Raw genomic sequence first — 15,546 nt, forward strand, 5'->3', positions numbered from 1 at the left:
ATCATATGCCCCTGCTCGTCTTTTCCTATTTCTATTTCACATCGGTCATATCATATAAACGATTTTGTCCATTCAGCAGCCGGTCATAAGCGACAAGAGCATACATGGCCTGATCGCTCGCCATCGGATCCACATCACCTGGCTTGCCACCGCCATTATCGACACCACCAGATTTCACATGGTAGAAGCCGCCGTTTGTTGCGGAGAAGCTTAACAAAGCATTGATGGCCGAGTTGCCATTTTTGATAAAGCGCGCATCTGTATGCGGATTAATACCAAGTCCCGTCAGGGCTACAATCACCTGTGCAGAGCTTTCAGAATTCGCAACTCCTTGAGTGGCATACCCGCCATCTGACGTCTGACTCTTCGATAACCAAGCAAGTGCGCGATCTACAGCATCCTGAACGTTCTTATTCGTTTTGTAATAAGGTGTCAGCCCTTGGATCGCCATCGCCGTAATATCCGGGTCCGACGCGGTCGCACTCTCACCTAAAGCCCATCCACCGTCGGATAGTTCCCTGTTCAAAATAAAGTCGACCAACAGCTCTCTAGTCGTCTGTTTCTTAACGTCGTTAACTACTGGAATATCATAGTTTTTGCTGTCTAGGGCAATAAGAGCAAAGATGGGTCCATTAATTCCTTGTTTGATCAAAGTCTCGTAATCAGCAAGCCACACTCTTAAGTTGTAGCCAGCTACCTCATCCACACTTCGACCCATAGACGTAAGGCCCAGAATAGCTCGATCATACTCCGTATATTTTACTGCGTGCAGCTTGCCTGACTTTTCTTTTAAAATCTTTTCGACATTCGCGTAGTATTTGGCGTAATACGCATCAGGAACTGGAACGCCGGAGCGCGCCAGTCCTAGTATTGTCCAATCTCCACCTATCGTAGCTAGGGTAGGATCGGTTATAGTTTGCTGCAAAAATGCCGCAGTCTGATTAATTTGTTTTTCAACTTCAGCCTTCTTAGCCGCATCCGGCTTAATCGTCCCTTGACCTGTATCCGCTTTAGCGTGATATGCTCTCATCGCAACAACCGTTGCCATTTCGCGAGTTACCTCATCGCTTGGCTGGAAACGGTTATCCCAACCGGACATCAATCCTTGCGCAATCGCAGTCTGCACACTCGCTTTGGCCCAAACGGAAACTTGAGCCTCGTCTTCGATCACTGCCGTCTGTCCAGCAACTGGTAGGCCAAGTGCTTTAACAATGATGACCGCCATTTGCTCACGCGTCATCTTCTCATTTGGATTGAACTGATCATCGCTGTACCCAGAGATGAACCCTGCTTGGTAAGCTGTATTCACGTAGGAATAGAACCAGTCATCTGGTGTAACATCCTTGAAACTAGTGGCTTTGCTTGTTTTCACATCTAAGCCAAGAACGCCGACTAGCATTTTTGTGAACTCTGCTCGTGTAACAGTAGTTTGTGGGTTGAACTTACCGTAGCTGCCGCTGACAAAAGCTTTCTGCGACGCCTCGCCGATCGCGTCGAGGGCCCAGGTGGAGATGGTGGTGGCGTCTGTGTACAGTTTATTTAGATCGGACGTCGCTACATCGCTAACTGTGTACGAAACGAAACTCGTGAAGTGATTCGTTTTAATGATCAAATCATTGCCAATTACATAAGCATATGTGATCTTTTCATTACCCTTAGTTGCTTCAATCCCTTTAGCCTCTGACTCATAAATCTCGATTGGCGTAAAGGTATTTCCTTCGATAAATCCGGCTTGCTGGTCTTTTGCGCCTTTAATGACTAAAGTAAGTGGCTTATCGAATATCACCGATTGGTTTGCGTTACCCATTGCAAATGCGTGGGTTAGCTTCAGCTGCTTCACGATATCATTGCTTAGGCCGCTTTTCACCAAGTTTTGAAGTGATGCATCCGATTTATCTAACGCAGTAAGGAGTTCAATATTTGAATTCCCCGATTTCAGCACCGTCCCCTTATCGATGGAAAGTGAAACATCGCCTTTGACTGCGGTAATCATTGGAATGCTGTCTTTCACGTCTTCTAGGTTAAGGATAACTTTCGATGTCACATTAGGAATGTTAATTGTGATTAATTCTTTGTCTTTCAGTTCTTTGGTAATGTTTACTGGGTAATCTTGACTAATATTAGCTGGAACATCAATGGTTGGTTTTTTATCATTTGGGTTAATGATTGGGCCAGTTGGTAGTGTTCCTGGTGGTATCTTTTGCCCTAAATCTTCCCCATAGTTTGTTGTATACCGCCATTGAATCGAATCGCCATCCTTAAGCGTGTTATATCTGTCGGCTCCGTAATTCGGGTAGGTGCCGTTTACGTTATACATCCATCCGCTGCCAATCCCATATCTATCAACATCTAACTCTTTATAGCCATCAATGGCTTGCACATAAACACTGTTATATGTGGAATTCCAAATATATAAATAATTAATTCCACGATTTTCGAGCGTTCTCTTGAGTACACTCCATACCGTATCCCCATTCTGAAGCTCTAGACTTAATTCTGGAACGATATATCCCTTATTAACGGTCAGCACATCTACAGATAAAGTTACATGCTTTGAAGTGGGGAGAGGCGTTTCTACCACACTAGACGTGTATGCAATAAAGTCAGTGAAATGCTTCGTCTTAACAATCAGATCATTCCCGTTATCATAAGCATATTCAAGATTACCACTGGCGTAGCCTTCTAAATCACTAGCAAATTTCTTAATGACATGAATAACACCATTTTGAATATAAGCCGTTTGCTTCCCTTTCATTCCCGCAAAGGTAAGTGTAATAAATTCATTAAACTCGATACGATTGCTGCCACCTAGTGTAATGGCTTGGTTTACCTTATCAAGTTGCTCCCCATTCGTAATAATCGTGTTTACTTTATCTTTTAACGTGGGTGCTGTCGTATCGTTAGAGGTAATTAACTCGATCGCCGTTGAATCACCGCTGATAATCTGCGCTCCCTTTGGAATGGCAATTGAGACAATCCCTTTGACAGCCTCTATTTTTGGCAAGCTGCTGTTTAAAGGCAAATTAACTTGAATTTTCGAATTGTTATTACTTGGAATTTCTATTGTGATTTCTTTATTGGTATCGGCATTCGTTACAGAAATTACATAATCCTTATTGTCAGAAGGAATCAAGATTTTCGGTTGATCCACGTTCGGTAAGGGAATTTCATTTTCTCCTGGAAGCGGCGTTTCTACCTTTACATCAGACATATCATAAAGACGATTGTTTCCATTTACGAATCGGTCATAAGCCACAAGTGCGTAGGTGCCTTGGTCTGTTGCCATGCCATTTACACTGCTTGTTTTAATATGCTTGAATCCGCCATCTGCTACTGCAAATGACATCAAAGCATCCATAGCCGACTTACCATACTTGATAAATCTTGTATCTGTATTGGGATTGATTCCTAGCGCTGTTAATGCAGTAATGACTTGCGATATGCTTTCGCTGCTTGTTCCGAAGCCACCCTCACTATCCTGCTTGCTTGACAGCCAAGCAACTGCTCGATCTCCCGCACTTTTGACCTCTGGTTGGGTCATATAATATGGAGCTAACGCCTGCAATGCCATCGAGGTTAAATCGACATCAGCACTTGTGGTTCCGAAGCCCCAACCACCTGCATTGATTGTACCTTTTTTAACTTCTTTATCTAAAATATATCCAATAAGCTTATCTCTGGTTACCTGTACTTTCCCATCCGCTACTACAGGAATCTGATAATTCTTAGCATCAAATGCTAGAAGTGCGAAGATAGGTCCATTTATTCCTTGGGTAATGACATAATTGTAATCCGAGAGTGCATTCGTGAGATCAAAGTTCCCCACATGCTTGGGGTCTTTACCAATAGAAGACAATCCTAGAATGGCTCTCGAGTGCTCAGTACCTTTTGTCGTATCCAGTACGCCCTTATTTGTTACCATTAATTCATTTACATTTGCAACCACATTATTGTAATACGATTGATAATAACCCTCAGGCACTTCGTAGTTAGCCCTTGCCAATGATAGGACTGACCATTCCCCACCACTTGTTCCGAAAGTTGGGTGAGCAACTGTTTTTAAAATATAAGCCAAATTCTTATTCAACTGATTTTTATAAATAATTGCCATATTAACTTTATAAATAACCGTAAAAGTTTGCTCTGCCTTATTACCTGCTAAATCTGTAGCAGTTACGGTAACCGTGTTTGAACCCGTGTTAAGAACAAGATTGTATTGTCCATCAACCTTTGAGATGACAGTTCCGTTTAGTTTTACTTCCGGAGTTAGGACTCCAGGGGTATTATCAGTCACTTCCACACTGAAGCTTAAATTTGCTTGGGATACTTCCTCGTTATTCGTTAATCCGCTTACGGTAATCGTCGGTTTCTCTGTGTCAGGTAATTTATAGGTAACTGTAAAAATTTGCTCTGCCATATTGCCTGCTACATCCGTTGCAATTACAGTAACCGTATTTGCTCCTGCGTTAAGAGCAAGATTATATTGTCCATCCACTTTGGAGATGACAAGCCCGTTCAGTTTCACTTCTGGTGTTAGGATTCCCGGGGTATTATCAGTCACTTCCACGCTGAAACTTAAATTAGCTTGGGATACTTCCTGGTTATTCGTTAATCCGCTAACAGTAATCGTTGGTTTTTCTGTGTCCAGTACATTATAGGTGACCGTAAAAGTTTGTTCTGTCGTATTACCTGCTAAATCCATAGCAGTTACAGTAACCGTGTTTGCTCCCGTGTTAAGAACAAGATTATATTGTCCATCCACTTTAGGGATGACAGTTCCGTTCAGTTTTACTTCTGCTGTTAGGACTCCTGAGGTATTGTCAGTCACTTCCACACTGAAGCTTAAACTTGCTTGGGATACTTCCTGGTTATTCGTTAGTCCGCTAACAATAATCGTTGGTTTTTCTGTATCTTCAACCTGGACATCAGTCATGTCATAAAGACGCTTGCTCCCATTTACAAATCGATCAAAGGCTACTAGTGCATAGGTACCTTGATCTGAAGCCAAGTTGTTTACACTACCCGTACTTGTATGTTTGAAACCGCCATTTGCTACGGCAAATGAAAGCAAAGCATCCAGGGCTGATTTTCCATTCTTCATAAATCTTGTATCGGAACTGGGATCAATTCCAAGTGCTGTTAAAGCCGTAATAACTTGTGAAATACTTTCGCTGCTTGCTCCAAATGTGCCGTCACTGCCTTGCTTTTTCGACAACCAAGCAATTGCCCGGTCTCCAGCGCTTTTAACATCTGGTTGAGACTGATAATAGGGTGCAAGAGCCTGCAGCGCCATCGAAGTCAAATCGACATCGGCTGTTCCGAAGCCCCAGCCACCTGCATCGACTGTACCCTTTTTCACTTCTTTATCTAAGATATATCCAATTAGTTTCTCTCTAGTTACTTGTTCTTTTCCTACTGCTACTGTTGGAATCTGATAGTCCCTAGTATCAAAAGCAAGAAGAGTGAAGATTGGTCCATTTATGCCCTGGCCAATGACATAATTGTAATCCGCAAGTGCATTCGTAAGATCATAATCCCCCACATGCTTCGGATCTTTACCAATAGAAGCCAGTCCTAAAATTGCTCTTGAATGTTCTGTGCCCTTCGTTTTATCCAACACACCGTTGTTCTTAATCATGTTTTCTTTTACTGCAGCAACCACGTTATTATAGTACGTTTGATAATACCCCTCAGGCACTACATAATTAGCTCTTGCCAAGGAAAGTATAGTCCATTCTCCGTTCAGTGTTCCAAACGTTGGGTTGGTGACTGTTCTTACGAGATATGCTAAATTTTTATCTAATTGGGCCTTGGCAGTAATTGCTGCGCTAATCTTGTAAGTGAGAGTAAATGTTTGTAAGTTCGTATTACCAGCTACATCTGTTGCTGATATTGTGATCGTATTTGTACCAGCAATAAGTACAAGTGGATAAACACCACTCACTTTTGAAATAGTAGTTCCGTTCAACTTCACTACCGGTGTTATGACTCCTGGTCTATTGTCAGTCACTTCTACACTGAGGCTTAGATTCGGTTGGGATACTTCTTGATTATTCGTTATCCCGCTTACTGTTATTACTGGTTTTTCTGTATCTGGTGCCAGTGAATTATTCAAATCAGCCAATGAGCTATCCACGCTAGCTTGCGTACTTTCCATATTAGCAAGCACGGAATAAGCATGATCACACGCTAATTTGACACCCGCTTGAGCAATAAGCGTATCTTTATTGGGATCACTATTCAATTCAGCGATCTTGGTTGTAAGTGCATCCTTATTCGCTGTTTGAATATACCCCCATTCTCCTCCCAGGTCTGATCCGTATCCATAAACAGTAAACTGAGTTCGAATCACATCGCCATCTTGAGGGGTATATTGTGACATTCCAACACTTGGAAATTCATTATTTACGGCATACATCCAACCAGACATATTCGTATAATCAAATTCCCCAAGCCACCCTTCATCGGTTTTTGAACCTAGGGGTGATCCAATTTCATCCAAAATATATTGGGGTACATGAACACTTCCATTAGCATCCTTCACTTTAGACAAATAAAAGGCATCAGCTATGGTACCTTGATTTATATAGTTGCCTACACCCAACAAGCGTGTAAGTATAGCAGCAACATTATCACCTTCATAAAAAGGTACAAGAACAGGTTCTTTATAATATCCTTGACCTAACGTAAATTTTTCAACAGCAACCGTTACACTGCCAATCGGAGTTTGCTGTGGTTTGGCTCTTATGATCAAAGGCTGGGAAGCTCGGACTACCCCAGGTGCTGAGCTTTCATGATAATTGGTTACTTCCACAGAATAATTCCCAGAAGGTACCCCGTGCTCAAATACCGCTACACCGCTAGCATTTGTAACAGCATTTGCAGAGCCGATTGTTACTTTTACCCCGTTTGCCGCAGATGTTATAAATCCTGTGTTGTACCAGTCATATGTTGTTTTCGTAACTGTTACAGAAAAGGATTCATTCTCACTAACTGGTGATGACTGTACCGAAATAGACTGAACTAATTGCGTGTCAAGATCACCATAATACACTAGTACTTGATCGTTACTTTCTAACTTATACTGATCGATACCAAAATCTGGAATTATCCACTGACCTTGACGTTGGATGGCAAAGTTCCAACCATCATAACCACCGTATTGTCCCGCATGTATCCCATTTATTCCAGAAACATACGAACCGTAGGAAGAACTCGTAACTTCTAAGTTGGGGGCTACGAATTCAGATTCCAATACTTCCAATGCAGTTGAGCCTGTAGCAGCCCCCTCTTTGATAAGACCTTGCGGCCCCTCAACCCGAAGTGCAACAGAAACCGGATCTTGGCTAGTAGCATGAACTTGGATATTTGGCACTAGAGTTGTAAATATTACTGATAGGACCATTAGTGTAGCTAGAATAGACGACATCACTTTACGATGCAATTTACTAAACATATTCTTCTCTTCTCTCCTTTGCTTACTTTAAATTCATCGCACGTAAAAACAAAAAAAGGCCAACCCTCAGGCGGGGTGGCCTTCTTAATTCAACACAAAAAAACGTGCGCCATACTGGCTACAGAACGCTAACTGAATTCCCACCCCCCGGAGAATCAGAGCAACAACGAAATTAGGCAGGTATCCTGGCTCATGCATCTTCGTAAACTTTTCGCCTTCCCATCCCATTAACGTGGACAGTGGCCTGATAGAAAAGTAACTCCGCATTTACAGTGGCGGGACCGCGCAGGTTTTACACCTGACTTCCCTTTTAAGCACTTTCGATTTTGATTTCGTAAGCGCACCTTTTTCGCAATTTATGTAGTTATATGGGTTCATACTAGCGGGTAATCCTGCATTTGTCTAGTAGTTTAATAGGAATGCGTTAAGCTAGAGCATCATCTTATTTCCTAGTTGCTAGTTTAATATATGAGCCTATATTTAACAAAAGAATTGAACGTCTACTTAATTAAAAAAAGGCAATCCCACTCCCGTGGGATCACCTCCTCATTTACATGTGACGTTCGTAAAATTAATATTTACAAATACCACGTGTGATAATTACCAGCAAAATGAAAAGTACCAAAATGCTAGCAGCTGCATTGTTTTTCGGGTAGCAAGGGGCAGCAACGGCTTGTGTGTGAACTGGTTTAGGGAAGACGAATTCGTTATGTGAGTAGGATGCGTGCAAGTGGATGTCGTTGTGTGCTGGTTGTTGCATAATCGGGGCTGGAGCCGGCATTGGCATAGGCATAGGTGTAGGCATCGGCATTGGCATTGGTTGAACAGGGTAATTCGGAACTTTAACATATTCCATGGGTGAAGCACCTCCTTAGTATTTTCCCAATCGGGAACTTTCACGATCATAAACAGGCTAAACAGGATTGTATTTGTTGAAGTTGGGTGAATAGCTTACAACATCAGTCTATGGGGGAGCACCTACGTTGCACACGGTAAATACCCATATACCCGCTAAAATGGGTGGGTGTCATGGGCGAACGAGCATGTGCATGCATTTACCCACACGCTCCATGCCCCATTTACTCACATCCCCTCTCCACCCATGTCACCCAAGCAAAAAAATAACCGCCCCCAAGCCGGGGACGGTCCTTAATTCCTTACACATATGGGTTATTCTCACGCTCGAAGCCGATCGTTGTTTTGGCCCCATGTCCGGAGTAGACGATGACATCGTCATCCAACAGGAACAGTTTATCCTGGATCGAATCCAGCAGGGTATTGTTGTCTCCGCCGAGCAGGTCTGTGCGACCTACGGACAGTTTGAACAAGACATCACCGCTGAACAGGTGTTTGTCATACAAGAAACTCACGCTGCCTGGCGAGTGGCCAGGGGTGTGAAATACCTTGAGCTGGATGCCCAGGAACTCAAGGGTTTGCCCCTCATCCAACGCGAATTCCGCTGGATCGGTAACAATCGGTGCGCCGAGATCTGGCCAGCGTGCTGAGCCGTTTTTCTTCGGATTCGTCAGCCAATCGGCTTCCAAATCGTGAATATACACGGGACAGCCCTTGAGCTTACGAATCTCGTCAACGCCGCCAATATGATCAAAATGTGCATGCGTAAGCAAAATAGCAACGATATCCATATCGGCAATTTTTTTGATCAGCGATTTCGGATTCATGCCGGGATCGATAATGATACCTTGATTCGTCTCTGGATTCGAGAGCAGATAAGCGTTCGTCTGAACCGGACCCAGGACGAAGGATTGAATGTTGATCATCGTGCTGCCACCCTCACCTTTAGAACGACTCGATTAATGAACGAAGTTCCTTCACAATAACAGCGTGGTATCCGTTACCTTCGCCATATTGACGGCCCATTTCGGCTCTGGCTACTTGCATTTTTTCGCTATAATCGGCCGCTTCGCGATCTGGATTTTCTTTCTTGAATTGCGTCATAACCGCTTGCACGTTTTTCGGGCGAGGTCCCCAGTGTCCAAGCGAGAAGCCGCCTGTATCTGTGAAGACAACGATTGGAATCCCACGTCCGCCGCCTGTTAGGAACTGATCAATCACATCATAATTTTGCTCGATAATAAGAACTTCTGTTGGAATACCGCTGTTTTCCAGAGCTTTGAAAACAACAGGCACGTTGCGAACAACGTCGCCACACCAGTCAGCAGCAATAATTAAACAACGAAGATCATCGCGATTGTTAAGAGATTCGAAATATTCCTTATCCTCTTCGTTGTCCCAAGCAAAGCCGTCGTAATAGGCCAAGAATTGTTCTTTATTTTTCTCCATACTTTCAATAAACTGTTTCGGCTTCAAGCCTGTACCCAGATTACTAGCAAGATTTGCACCCATCGTTCTCATCCTCCCAAGATCATCCTTATTCTCACTCATTGTAACAAAAGCAAGCGAAACCGCCAAATCTATCTCACTACGTTTTCGCTTTTCTTTTTAAATACAGTTGATAACCCACATAAAGAATCGTTAGTCCAATTGCCGCGATAATCAAAGGTTTAATATAAGGCCCTGCGTACTCGCCAATGGTTTCCCAATTATCCTTCAGCTTCATCCCTAGATACACATAGAGAAACGAGTAAGGAATGAGCGCTAATGCGGTATATAGTGTAAATTTGGCTAAAGGCATTCTGGACATGCCGCCAGGAAGCGAAATCGCGTGCCTTACAATCGGAATGAATCTCGCTGTAAAAATCATCCCTGTTCCATATCGGTTAAACCATTCCTCTGCAACATCGATGTGATGCTTGCTGATCAGCAGGTATTTGCCATACTTCTCCAAGAATGGTCTACCGCCATAACGGCCGATCCAATAGAGTACGACCTGAGCCAACGTTCCGCCTACGACCGCACAAAGAATAGCACCTACGAAGTTAATTTGACCATTGGAAACCAGATAACCGGCATAGGCCAAAAGCAACTCGTTCGGAATCACCTCCAGCATTAAGCCAAGGAAAATCCCCCAATACCCCAGACCTTCTAAATAGACTAAAACACTGTGAATCATATCACTCATTCGTAACCCTCTCTTCGGTAAACTTTCCGTCCCTATTACTCCTTACCTTACATTAGCGGGAAAAACTACATCTAATTTCTGTCTAGGAGCCATGAATCAACGAATAGCTGGAATTTCTCCTGTTAAATTCGCCTATTCCTCTCCCTTATACTTTAACATAGACGAGCTCTTATCCTCTACTTATATGCATCTCTTTGCTAAAATACGCCTGAATATACGCTTTGCAAGCTTCTACAGGTGTGCTCAGTTCCTTGCCGGCGCGATGAATCAGGCCATGCTCCAACGGAATGGATGGTTCCTGCCGCACGCGCATCAGCTTACCCTCCGCAAGCTCTTTTGCCACAGATGTAACAGGCAGCAATGAAAGCCCCATCCCACACATCATCGTTTGCTTGAGCATTTCCGTACTGTCAAAGGCCATTTCAGTAAAGCTAGCGATCCCCTTATCTGCCAAAACCTGCGAGGCCATCGACTGATAGATGCAGCGGCTGCCGAAGCCAATCACCTGCGTCTGTGCGACCTCCTTCCAGCCCTCTCGCTCAATCCGCTCCACCAACGCCGGAGCGCCTACCCACACCAATTCATCCGCCAGCAGCGGGATAAAAGTGAGATTGCGCGCCTTCGGGTCACGCGGCACGATGCCAAGATCTACGCGATAAGCCGATACTTCCTGAATAATATCGCGTTGGAAGCCCGTCTCCAGCTGCAGCTGGATCTGCGGGTACTGCTCAAACAACGCAGGCAGCATCTTCGGCAGATGCGGTACGCAGAATGATTCCAGTGCCCGCAAGCGAACAATACCTTTGGGTTCTCCGAGCCCCGTTAGTTTCTCTTGCAAGGACTCGCCCAGCTGCAGAAAACGGTACGCATACGGCGCCACTTCCCGCCCTGCAGCCGTCAATTCAACCCCCCGCGGCAAACGCTGAAAGAGCGACTGTCCCAGGGTTTGCTCAAGCTGCAAGATGTGCATGGTCACGGTGGATTGTACATAACCGAGCTTGTGCGCGGCTTTGCTGAAGCTTCCCTCCTCCATCACCGTGATGAAGGTCTTCATGCTTCGGCCATCCAGTTGTTCCAACATTGGACACCCACCACCCATCGAATTATCAAATACCTAGTATCATAATCATTCGTTATTCAAATTGATACATCCATGATACCATCAGGTATATCACAATGAAAAGAGGCACACCCATGTTCACTCGTCTTCGTCCGAAACTCTCTCCCGTGCTCGTCAAGCTCATCCCCGGCTTCGGCGGCTTCCTCGCCATCCTGCTGTGCAGCCTGCTCGGCGACCTCGCACACACCTCGCTGCTGATGGCGCCCTTCGGCGCCTCCTGCGTCATCGCCTTCGCGCTCCCGCAGAGCCCGCTCGCGCAGCCACGCAGCCTCATCGGCGGCCACGTGCTGAGCACGCTCGTCGGGCTCTGCGCCCTCCACGCGTTCGGCGTGCACGCGTGGAGCCTCGCTCTCGCGGTCGGCACCGCCATCACGCTCATGCAGCTGACGCGCACGCTGCACCCTCCCGCAGGCGCCGACCCGCTGCTCGTGATGCTCACAGGCGCCGGCTGGAGCTTCCTGCTCACGCCGGTGCTGCTCGGCGCAGCGCTGATCGTGCTCGTTGCCCTGGGGTATCATAGGGCAACCCGCACTGCCTACCCAACCACCTGGTGGTAGGCCTTCTTCTGCTTTACGGCCTGCTTTACGGCCTGCTTTACGCCCTGCCTTACGGCCCGCTTAGCGTCCTGCTCACCAGACTGCACTAGAGCCCTCATCAGCCTCCGCACGCCGCCTGCGCAATCCCGATTCATGCGCTGACAAGCCCTCGCATAAGATGTACAAGACCCTTGTACAGGAGGCGGACCCTATGTCCCGAGTATGGATTGTCAAACGCAAGCATCTTTACCAAATCGCAGCCGCACTTGTACTCATTTTGATAGGCTGGCTGTATATGAATCGGGGGAGCATCGTGCCAACCTTAGCGGAGCCAACCGCAGAACGCACCATCCACATGGTAGTCGGGGAGTTCAAATCCACCACCGCAGATGGCAAAACGATCGAAGCTTACCGCTGGGACCCAGGCTCTGTTGCCGTGAAGAAGGGTGAGCATATCAAGCTCAGCATCTATGGTGTGAACGGGGACAGCCATCCCTTTTTCATCGAGGGCATGAATATTAGCGGTGAGGTCAAAAAAGGGAAAGAAACCATTGTACATTTTACCGCCAATCAAGCAGGCACCTATCGACTTATCTGCATGACACATACGGATATGGCCCATAATGGCCCGATGATCGGTTATATTGACGTCAACTAAGAGGTTTAACGTACTTCTTTCCCAAAAACCAGCATGCTCCCCTCCTGTTTCATCGAGACGTCCTTACAGCGCCTTCCGATCAGGAGTAGCATTCTGGTTTTTTTTCGTTTACACTGATGCCAAGCTGTACCATTTTGTAGATGGAAGGTGCTTCCCTGTGAAAACACATATCCTCGTCGCTGACGACGATCCGCATATTCGTGAGTTGCTGCGCTTCCTTTTTTCCAAAGAAGGCTACGCCGTATTTGAAGCTAATGATGGTGAACAAGCATCTAAGCTGCTCGAAACCGAACAAATCCATCTGGCGGTAGTCGATGTGATGATGCCGCTGCGTGACGGCTTGGAGCTGTGCTCCGAAATTCGAGAGCATTACGATATTCCCGTTCTTCTTTTGACAGCCAAGGGAGAAATTGAAGATAAAGAAAAAGGCTTCGCCTCCGGCACCGATGATTATATGGTGAAGCCGTTCGAGCCGAAGGAGCTGCTTTTCCGTGCTCGCGCTTTACTGCGTCGATATCAGTTGGTTTCCTCGGAAATCATAACGCTGGGGCAGACGGTGATCAATCGCAAGAGTTATGAAGTCACGATTGCCGGCGAGACGCTCCTGCTGCCGCTTAAGGAATTTCAACTGCTCGCGCAATTAGCGAGTCATCCGGGACGCATTTTTACCCGTGAGCAATTGATTCAGATGTTATGGGGCACCGACTACGAGGGCGATAGCCGTACCATTGATGTTCATATTAAGCGACTACGCGAGCGGTTTTATGAGCTAACAGACGATTTTATTATTACGACGGTTAGAGGGCTTGGTTACAAGCTTGAGGTGAACGATCGGTGAAAACACTTTATTTTCGCATCGTGGTTACATTTATTCTCATTGCTATGGTCAGTTCGGTACTCGCTCTCTTTCTCTCAAATTGGTACTATCAAGCGAAGTTAAGAGATCAGAATGAGGAGCAGATTTGGAAAATAACAACGGAGATTCGCACGCTTTACGAGGAAATGCCGGATGTAGAGCCTGCGACTTACTTCACCCATATTGCCAATATGGGGTTTCAACTTTATGTCGTGGACGAGCAGATGAAGGGAACTTTCTACGGGACGCCTTATAAGCATACGGTGTTTGATCCTGCGCACATTCGTCAGGTTTTGGCGGGTGGGACGTATCGCGGGATGCTGCAAGAGCGGCATTTGTTAATGGTTATTGGGTATTTTGAAGATAGCCTGCGCAACAGTATCGGCGTTCCTGTTCAAGTGCAGGGGAAGACGTATGCTCTCTTTGTTCGACCTAATTTGGAGCAGCAAATCGGTGCCGTGCGCGTCCTGATGGCCTTCCTTCTTGGCATAACTTTCGTATTCAGCATCGTGCTGATCGTGATTTTCTCCCAATTCATCGTGAAGCCTGTCAAAAGATTGCGTGAAGCCACGAAGCGCATCGTTGGCGGCAGCTATGACATGGCCATGGACGTGTCGCGGCAGGATGAGATCGGGGAGCTGGCCCGAGATTTTACGTACATGGCGCAATCGCTGAAACAGCTCGATGAGATGCGGCAAGAATTCGTGGGCAATGTTTCCCATGAAATTCAATCTCCCCTGACATCGATTCAGGGCTTCGCTCAATCCATCTTGGATCAAGGAACCTCCGAGGAGGAGAAAGAGCGCTATCTTCATATCATTTTAGACGAAAGTAAACGATTGTCCTCACTCAGTAAGCAGCTGCTAACGCTAGCCTCGCTAGATAAAGAGAGTCATGTGATTAAACGAACGGTCTATCGATTGGACGAGCAAATCCGCCAAATCCTCATCCATACGGAATGGCAATGGTCCGAGAAAGACATCGAGATCGAACTCGATCTTCCCGAAACAGACATCTCTGCCGATCACCAATTGCTGCATCAGGTTTGGCTCAATCTCATCACGAACAGCATTAAGTATGCGCGGCATGGCGACGTGTTGCATATTGAAATTAAGCCCTCGGAATCAGCCGTCACTATCGTGGTTCGCGACACAGGGATTGGAATTTCGGAGGCCGAGCTGCCTCATATTTTCACCCGCTTCTACAAAGCGGATCGCGCACGAAACCGCGCTAGCAGCGGCACAGGCCTCGGTTTATCCATTGTTCAGAAAATCATCGAGCTGCACAGCGGCACCGTTCATGTCCAGAGTGAGCTTGGTGTAGGAACGACTTTTACCGTTCGATTGCCGCGATTGTAATGACAAACTTGGGCGCCATAGGTTCTTGTCTCTAGTCGCTCTCCCCCCTCTCTGTGCATACATATAACAGAGAGAGGAGTGTCGATCCCAGCATGGTGTACCAGAAGCAAAGTGAAAAGCATAAACAGCAATATCCCAATGCTCGCGGCATTCGCAGAGCCTGCAGCAAAGAGCTGTACCGGACCATCAAGCGGCTCAAAATTTGGCTATCCCCCGAGCAAATTAAAGATGCCGAGACGATCTACGTGAAAAAAGTGATGCTGAATCTCCCCTTCATCGTCGATCATGGCAGTAACCGTCGGGCACTTGCCGACTGGTTTGACGAGCAGGTCGGGCCCGAGATCGCTCCAATATGGAAAGTCGAATTAGAAGTCTTGAATGACGCGTTTCGCGATGCGTTTGGCGGTTGATGATGCAAGCCGGAGTCTGCTGAGCCACAACTACTCGTAAAGCCTGCCAGAGGTTGGCAGGCTTTACTTTTTAGAATAGCTGCTCGCAAATCAACTGGAAAACATGCAG

General features: G+C 46.1%; 11 protein-coding genes and 1 riboswitch. Of the genes, 5 read left to right on the plus strand and 6 right to left on the minus strand.

Going from position 1 to position 15,546, the window contains the following annotated elements; translation table 11 throughout:
• Positions 1–31 precede the first annotated feature (31 nt).
• The 6 genes from A8709_RS12665 to A8709_RS12690 form a co-directional block, all read right to left on the minus strand.
• Complete coding sequence (locus A8709_RS12665; protein ID WP_065852759.1) at positions 32–7,456, minus strand: S-layer homology domain-containing protein; 7,425 nt, start codon at positions 7,454–7,456, stop codon at positions 32–34.
• Between the two features lie 158 nt (positions 7,457–7,614).
• A riboswitch (cobalamin riboswitch) is annotated at positions 7,615–7,819 on the minus strand.
• Between the two features lie 208 nt (positions 7,820–8,027).
• The gene (locus A8709_RS12670) at positions 8,028–8,312 is read right to left on the minus strand and encodes a hypothetical protein (RefSeq protein ID WP_065852760.1); all 285 of its coding nucleotides are present in this window, start codon (positions 8,310–8,312) and stop codon (positions 8,028–8,030) included.
• A 301-nt stretch (positions 8,313–8,613) separates the two neighbouring features.
• A complete protein-coding gene (locus A8709_RS12675) occupies positions 8,614–9,237 on the minus strand; it encodes an MBL fold metallo-hydrolase (RefSeq protein WP_065852761.1) in 624 nt (207 codons plus the stop codon).
• 19 nt (positions 9,238–9,256) lie between these two features.
• Entirely contained in the window at positions 9,257–9,823 is a 567-nt protein-coding gene (locus A8709_RS12680; RefSeq protein WP_065852762.1) for a thioredoxin family protein, read from the minus strand.
• Positions 9,824–9,899: 76 nt separating this feature from the next.
• Entirely contained in the window at positions 9,900–10,499 is a 600-nt protein-coding gene (uptA, locus tag A8709_RS12685) for an undecaprenyl phosphate transporter UptA (protein ID WP_065852763.1), read from the minus strand.
• A 169-nt stretch (positions 10,500–10,668) separates the two neighbouring features.
• Positions 10,669–11,580 carry a LysR family transcriptional regulator gene (locus tag A8709_RS12690; RefSeq protein WP_065852764.1) on the minus strand — a complete coding sequence of 304 codons (912 nt, stop codon included), beginning with the start codon at positions 11,578–11,580 and terminating at the stop codon, positions 10,669–10,671.
• Between the two features lie 113 nt (positions 11,581–11,693).
• Here A8709_RS12690 and A8709_RS33675 point away from each other — a divergent pair, with 113 nt between their 5' ends.
• From A8709_RS33675 to A8709_RS12715, 5 genes are all read left to right on the plus strand, one after another.
• Entirely contained in the window at positions 11,694–12,176 is a 483-nt protein-coding gene (locus A8709_RS33675) for an HPP family protein (protein WP_244163174.1), read from the plus strand.
• Positions 12,177–12,366: 190 nt separating this feature from the next.
• On the plus strand, positions 12,367–12,813 hold the full coding sequence (locus A8709_RS12700) for a cupredoxin domain-containing protein (RefSeq protein ID WP_065852766.1): 447 nt from the start codon (positions 12,367–12,369) through the stop codon (positions 12,811–12,813).
• Between the two features lie 157 nt (positions 12,814–12,970).
• Positions 12,971–13,651 carry a response regulator transcription factor gene (locus A8709_RS12705; RefSeq protein WP_065852767.1) on the plus strand — a complete coding sequence of 227 codons (681 nt, stop codon included), beginning with the start codon at positions 12,971–12,973 and terminating at the stop codon, positions 13,649–13,651.
• A complete protein-coding gene (locus tag A8709_RS12710; protein ID WP_065852768.1) occupies positions 13,648–15,027 on the plus strand; it encodes a sensor histidine kinase in 1,380 nt (459 codons plus the stop codon). The genes A8709_RS12705 and A8709_RS12710 overlap by 4 nt, the downstream gene beginning before the upstream one ends.
• Positions 15,028–15,119: 92 nt before the next feature.
• Positions 15,120–15,437: a dehydrogenase gene (locus A8709_RS12715; RefSeq protein ID WP_065852769.1), complete on the plus strand. Its 318-nt coding sequence runs from the start codon at positions 15,120–15,122 to the stop codon at positions 15,435–15,437.
• The last annotated feature ends 109 nt before the right edge of the window (positions 15,438–15,546 follow it).

It is taken from the genome of Paenibacillus pectinilyticus, assembly GCF_001700435.1.
GTDB lineage: Bacteria > Bacillota > Bacilli > Paenibacillales > NBRC-103111 > Paenibacillus_E > Paenibacillus_E pectinilyticus.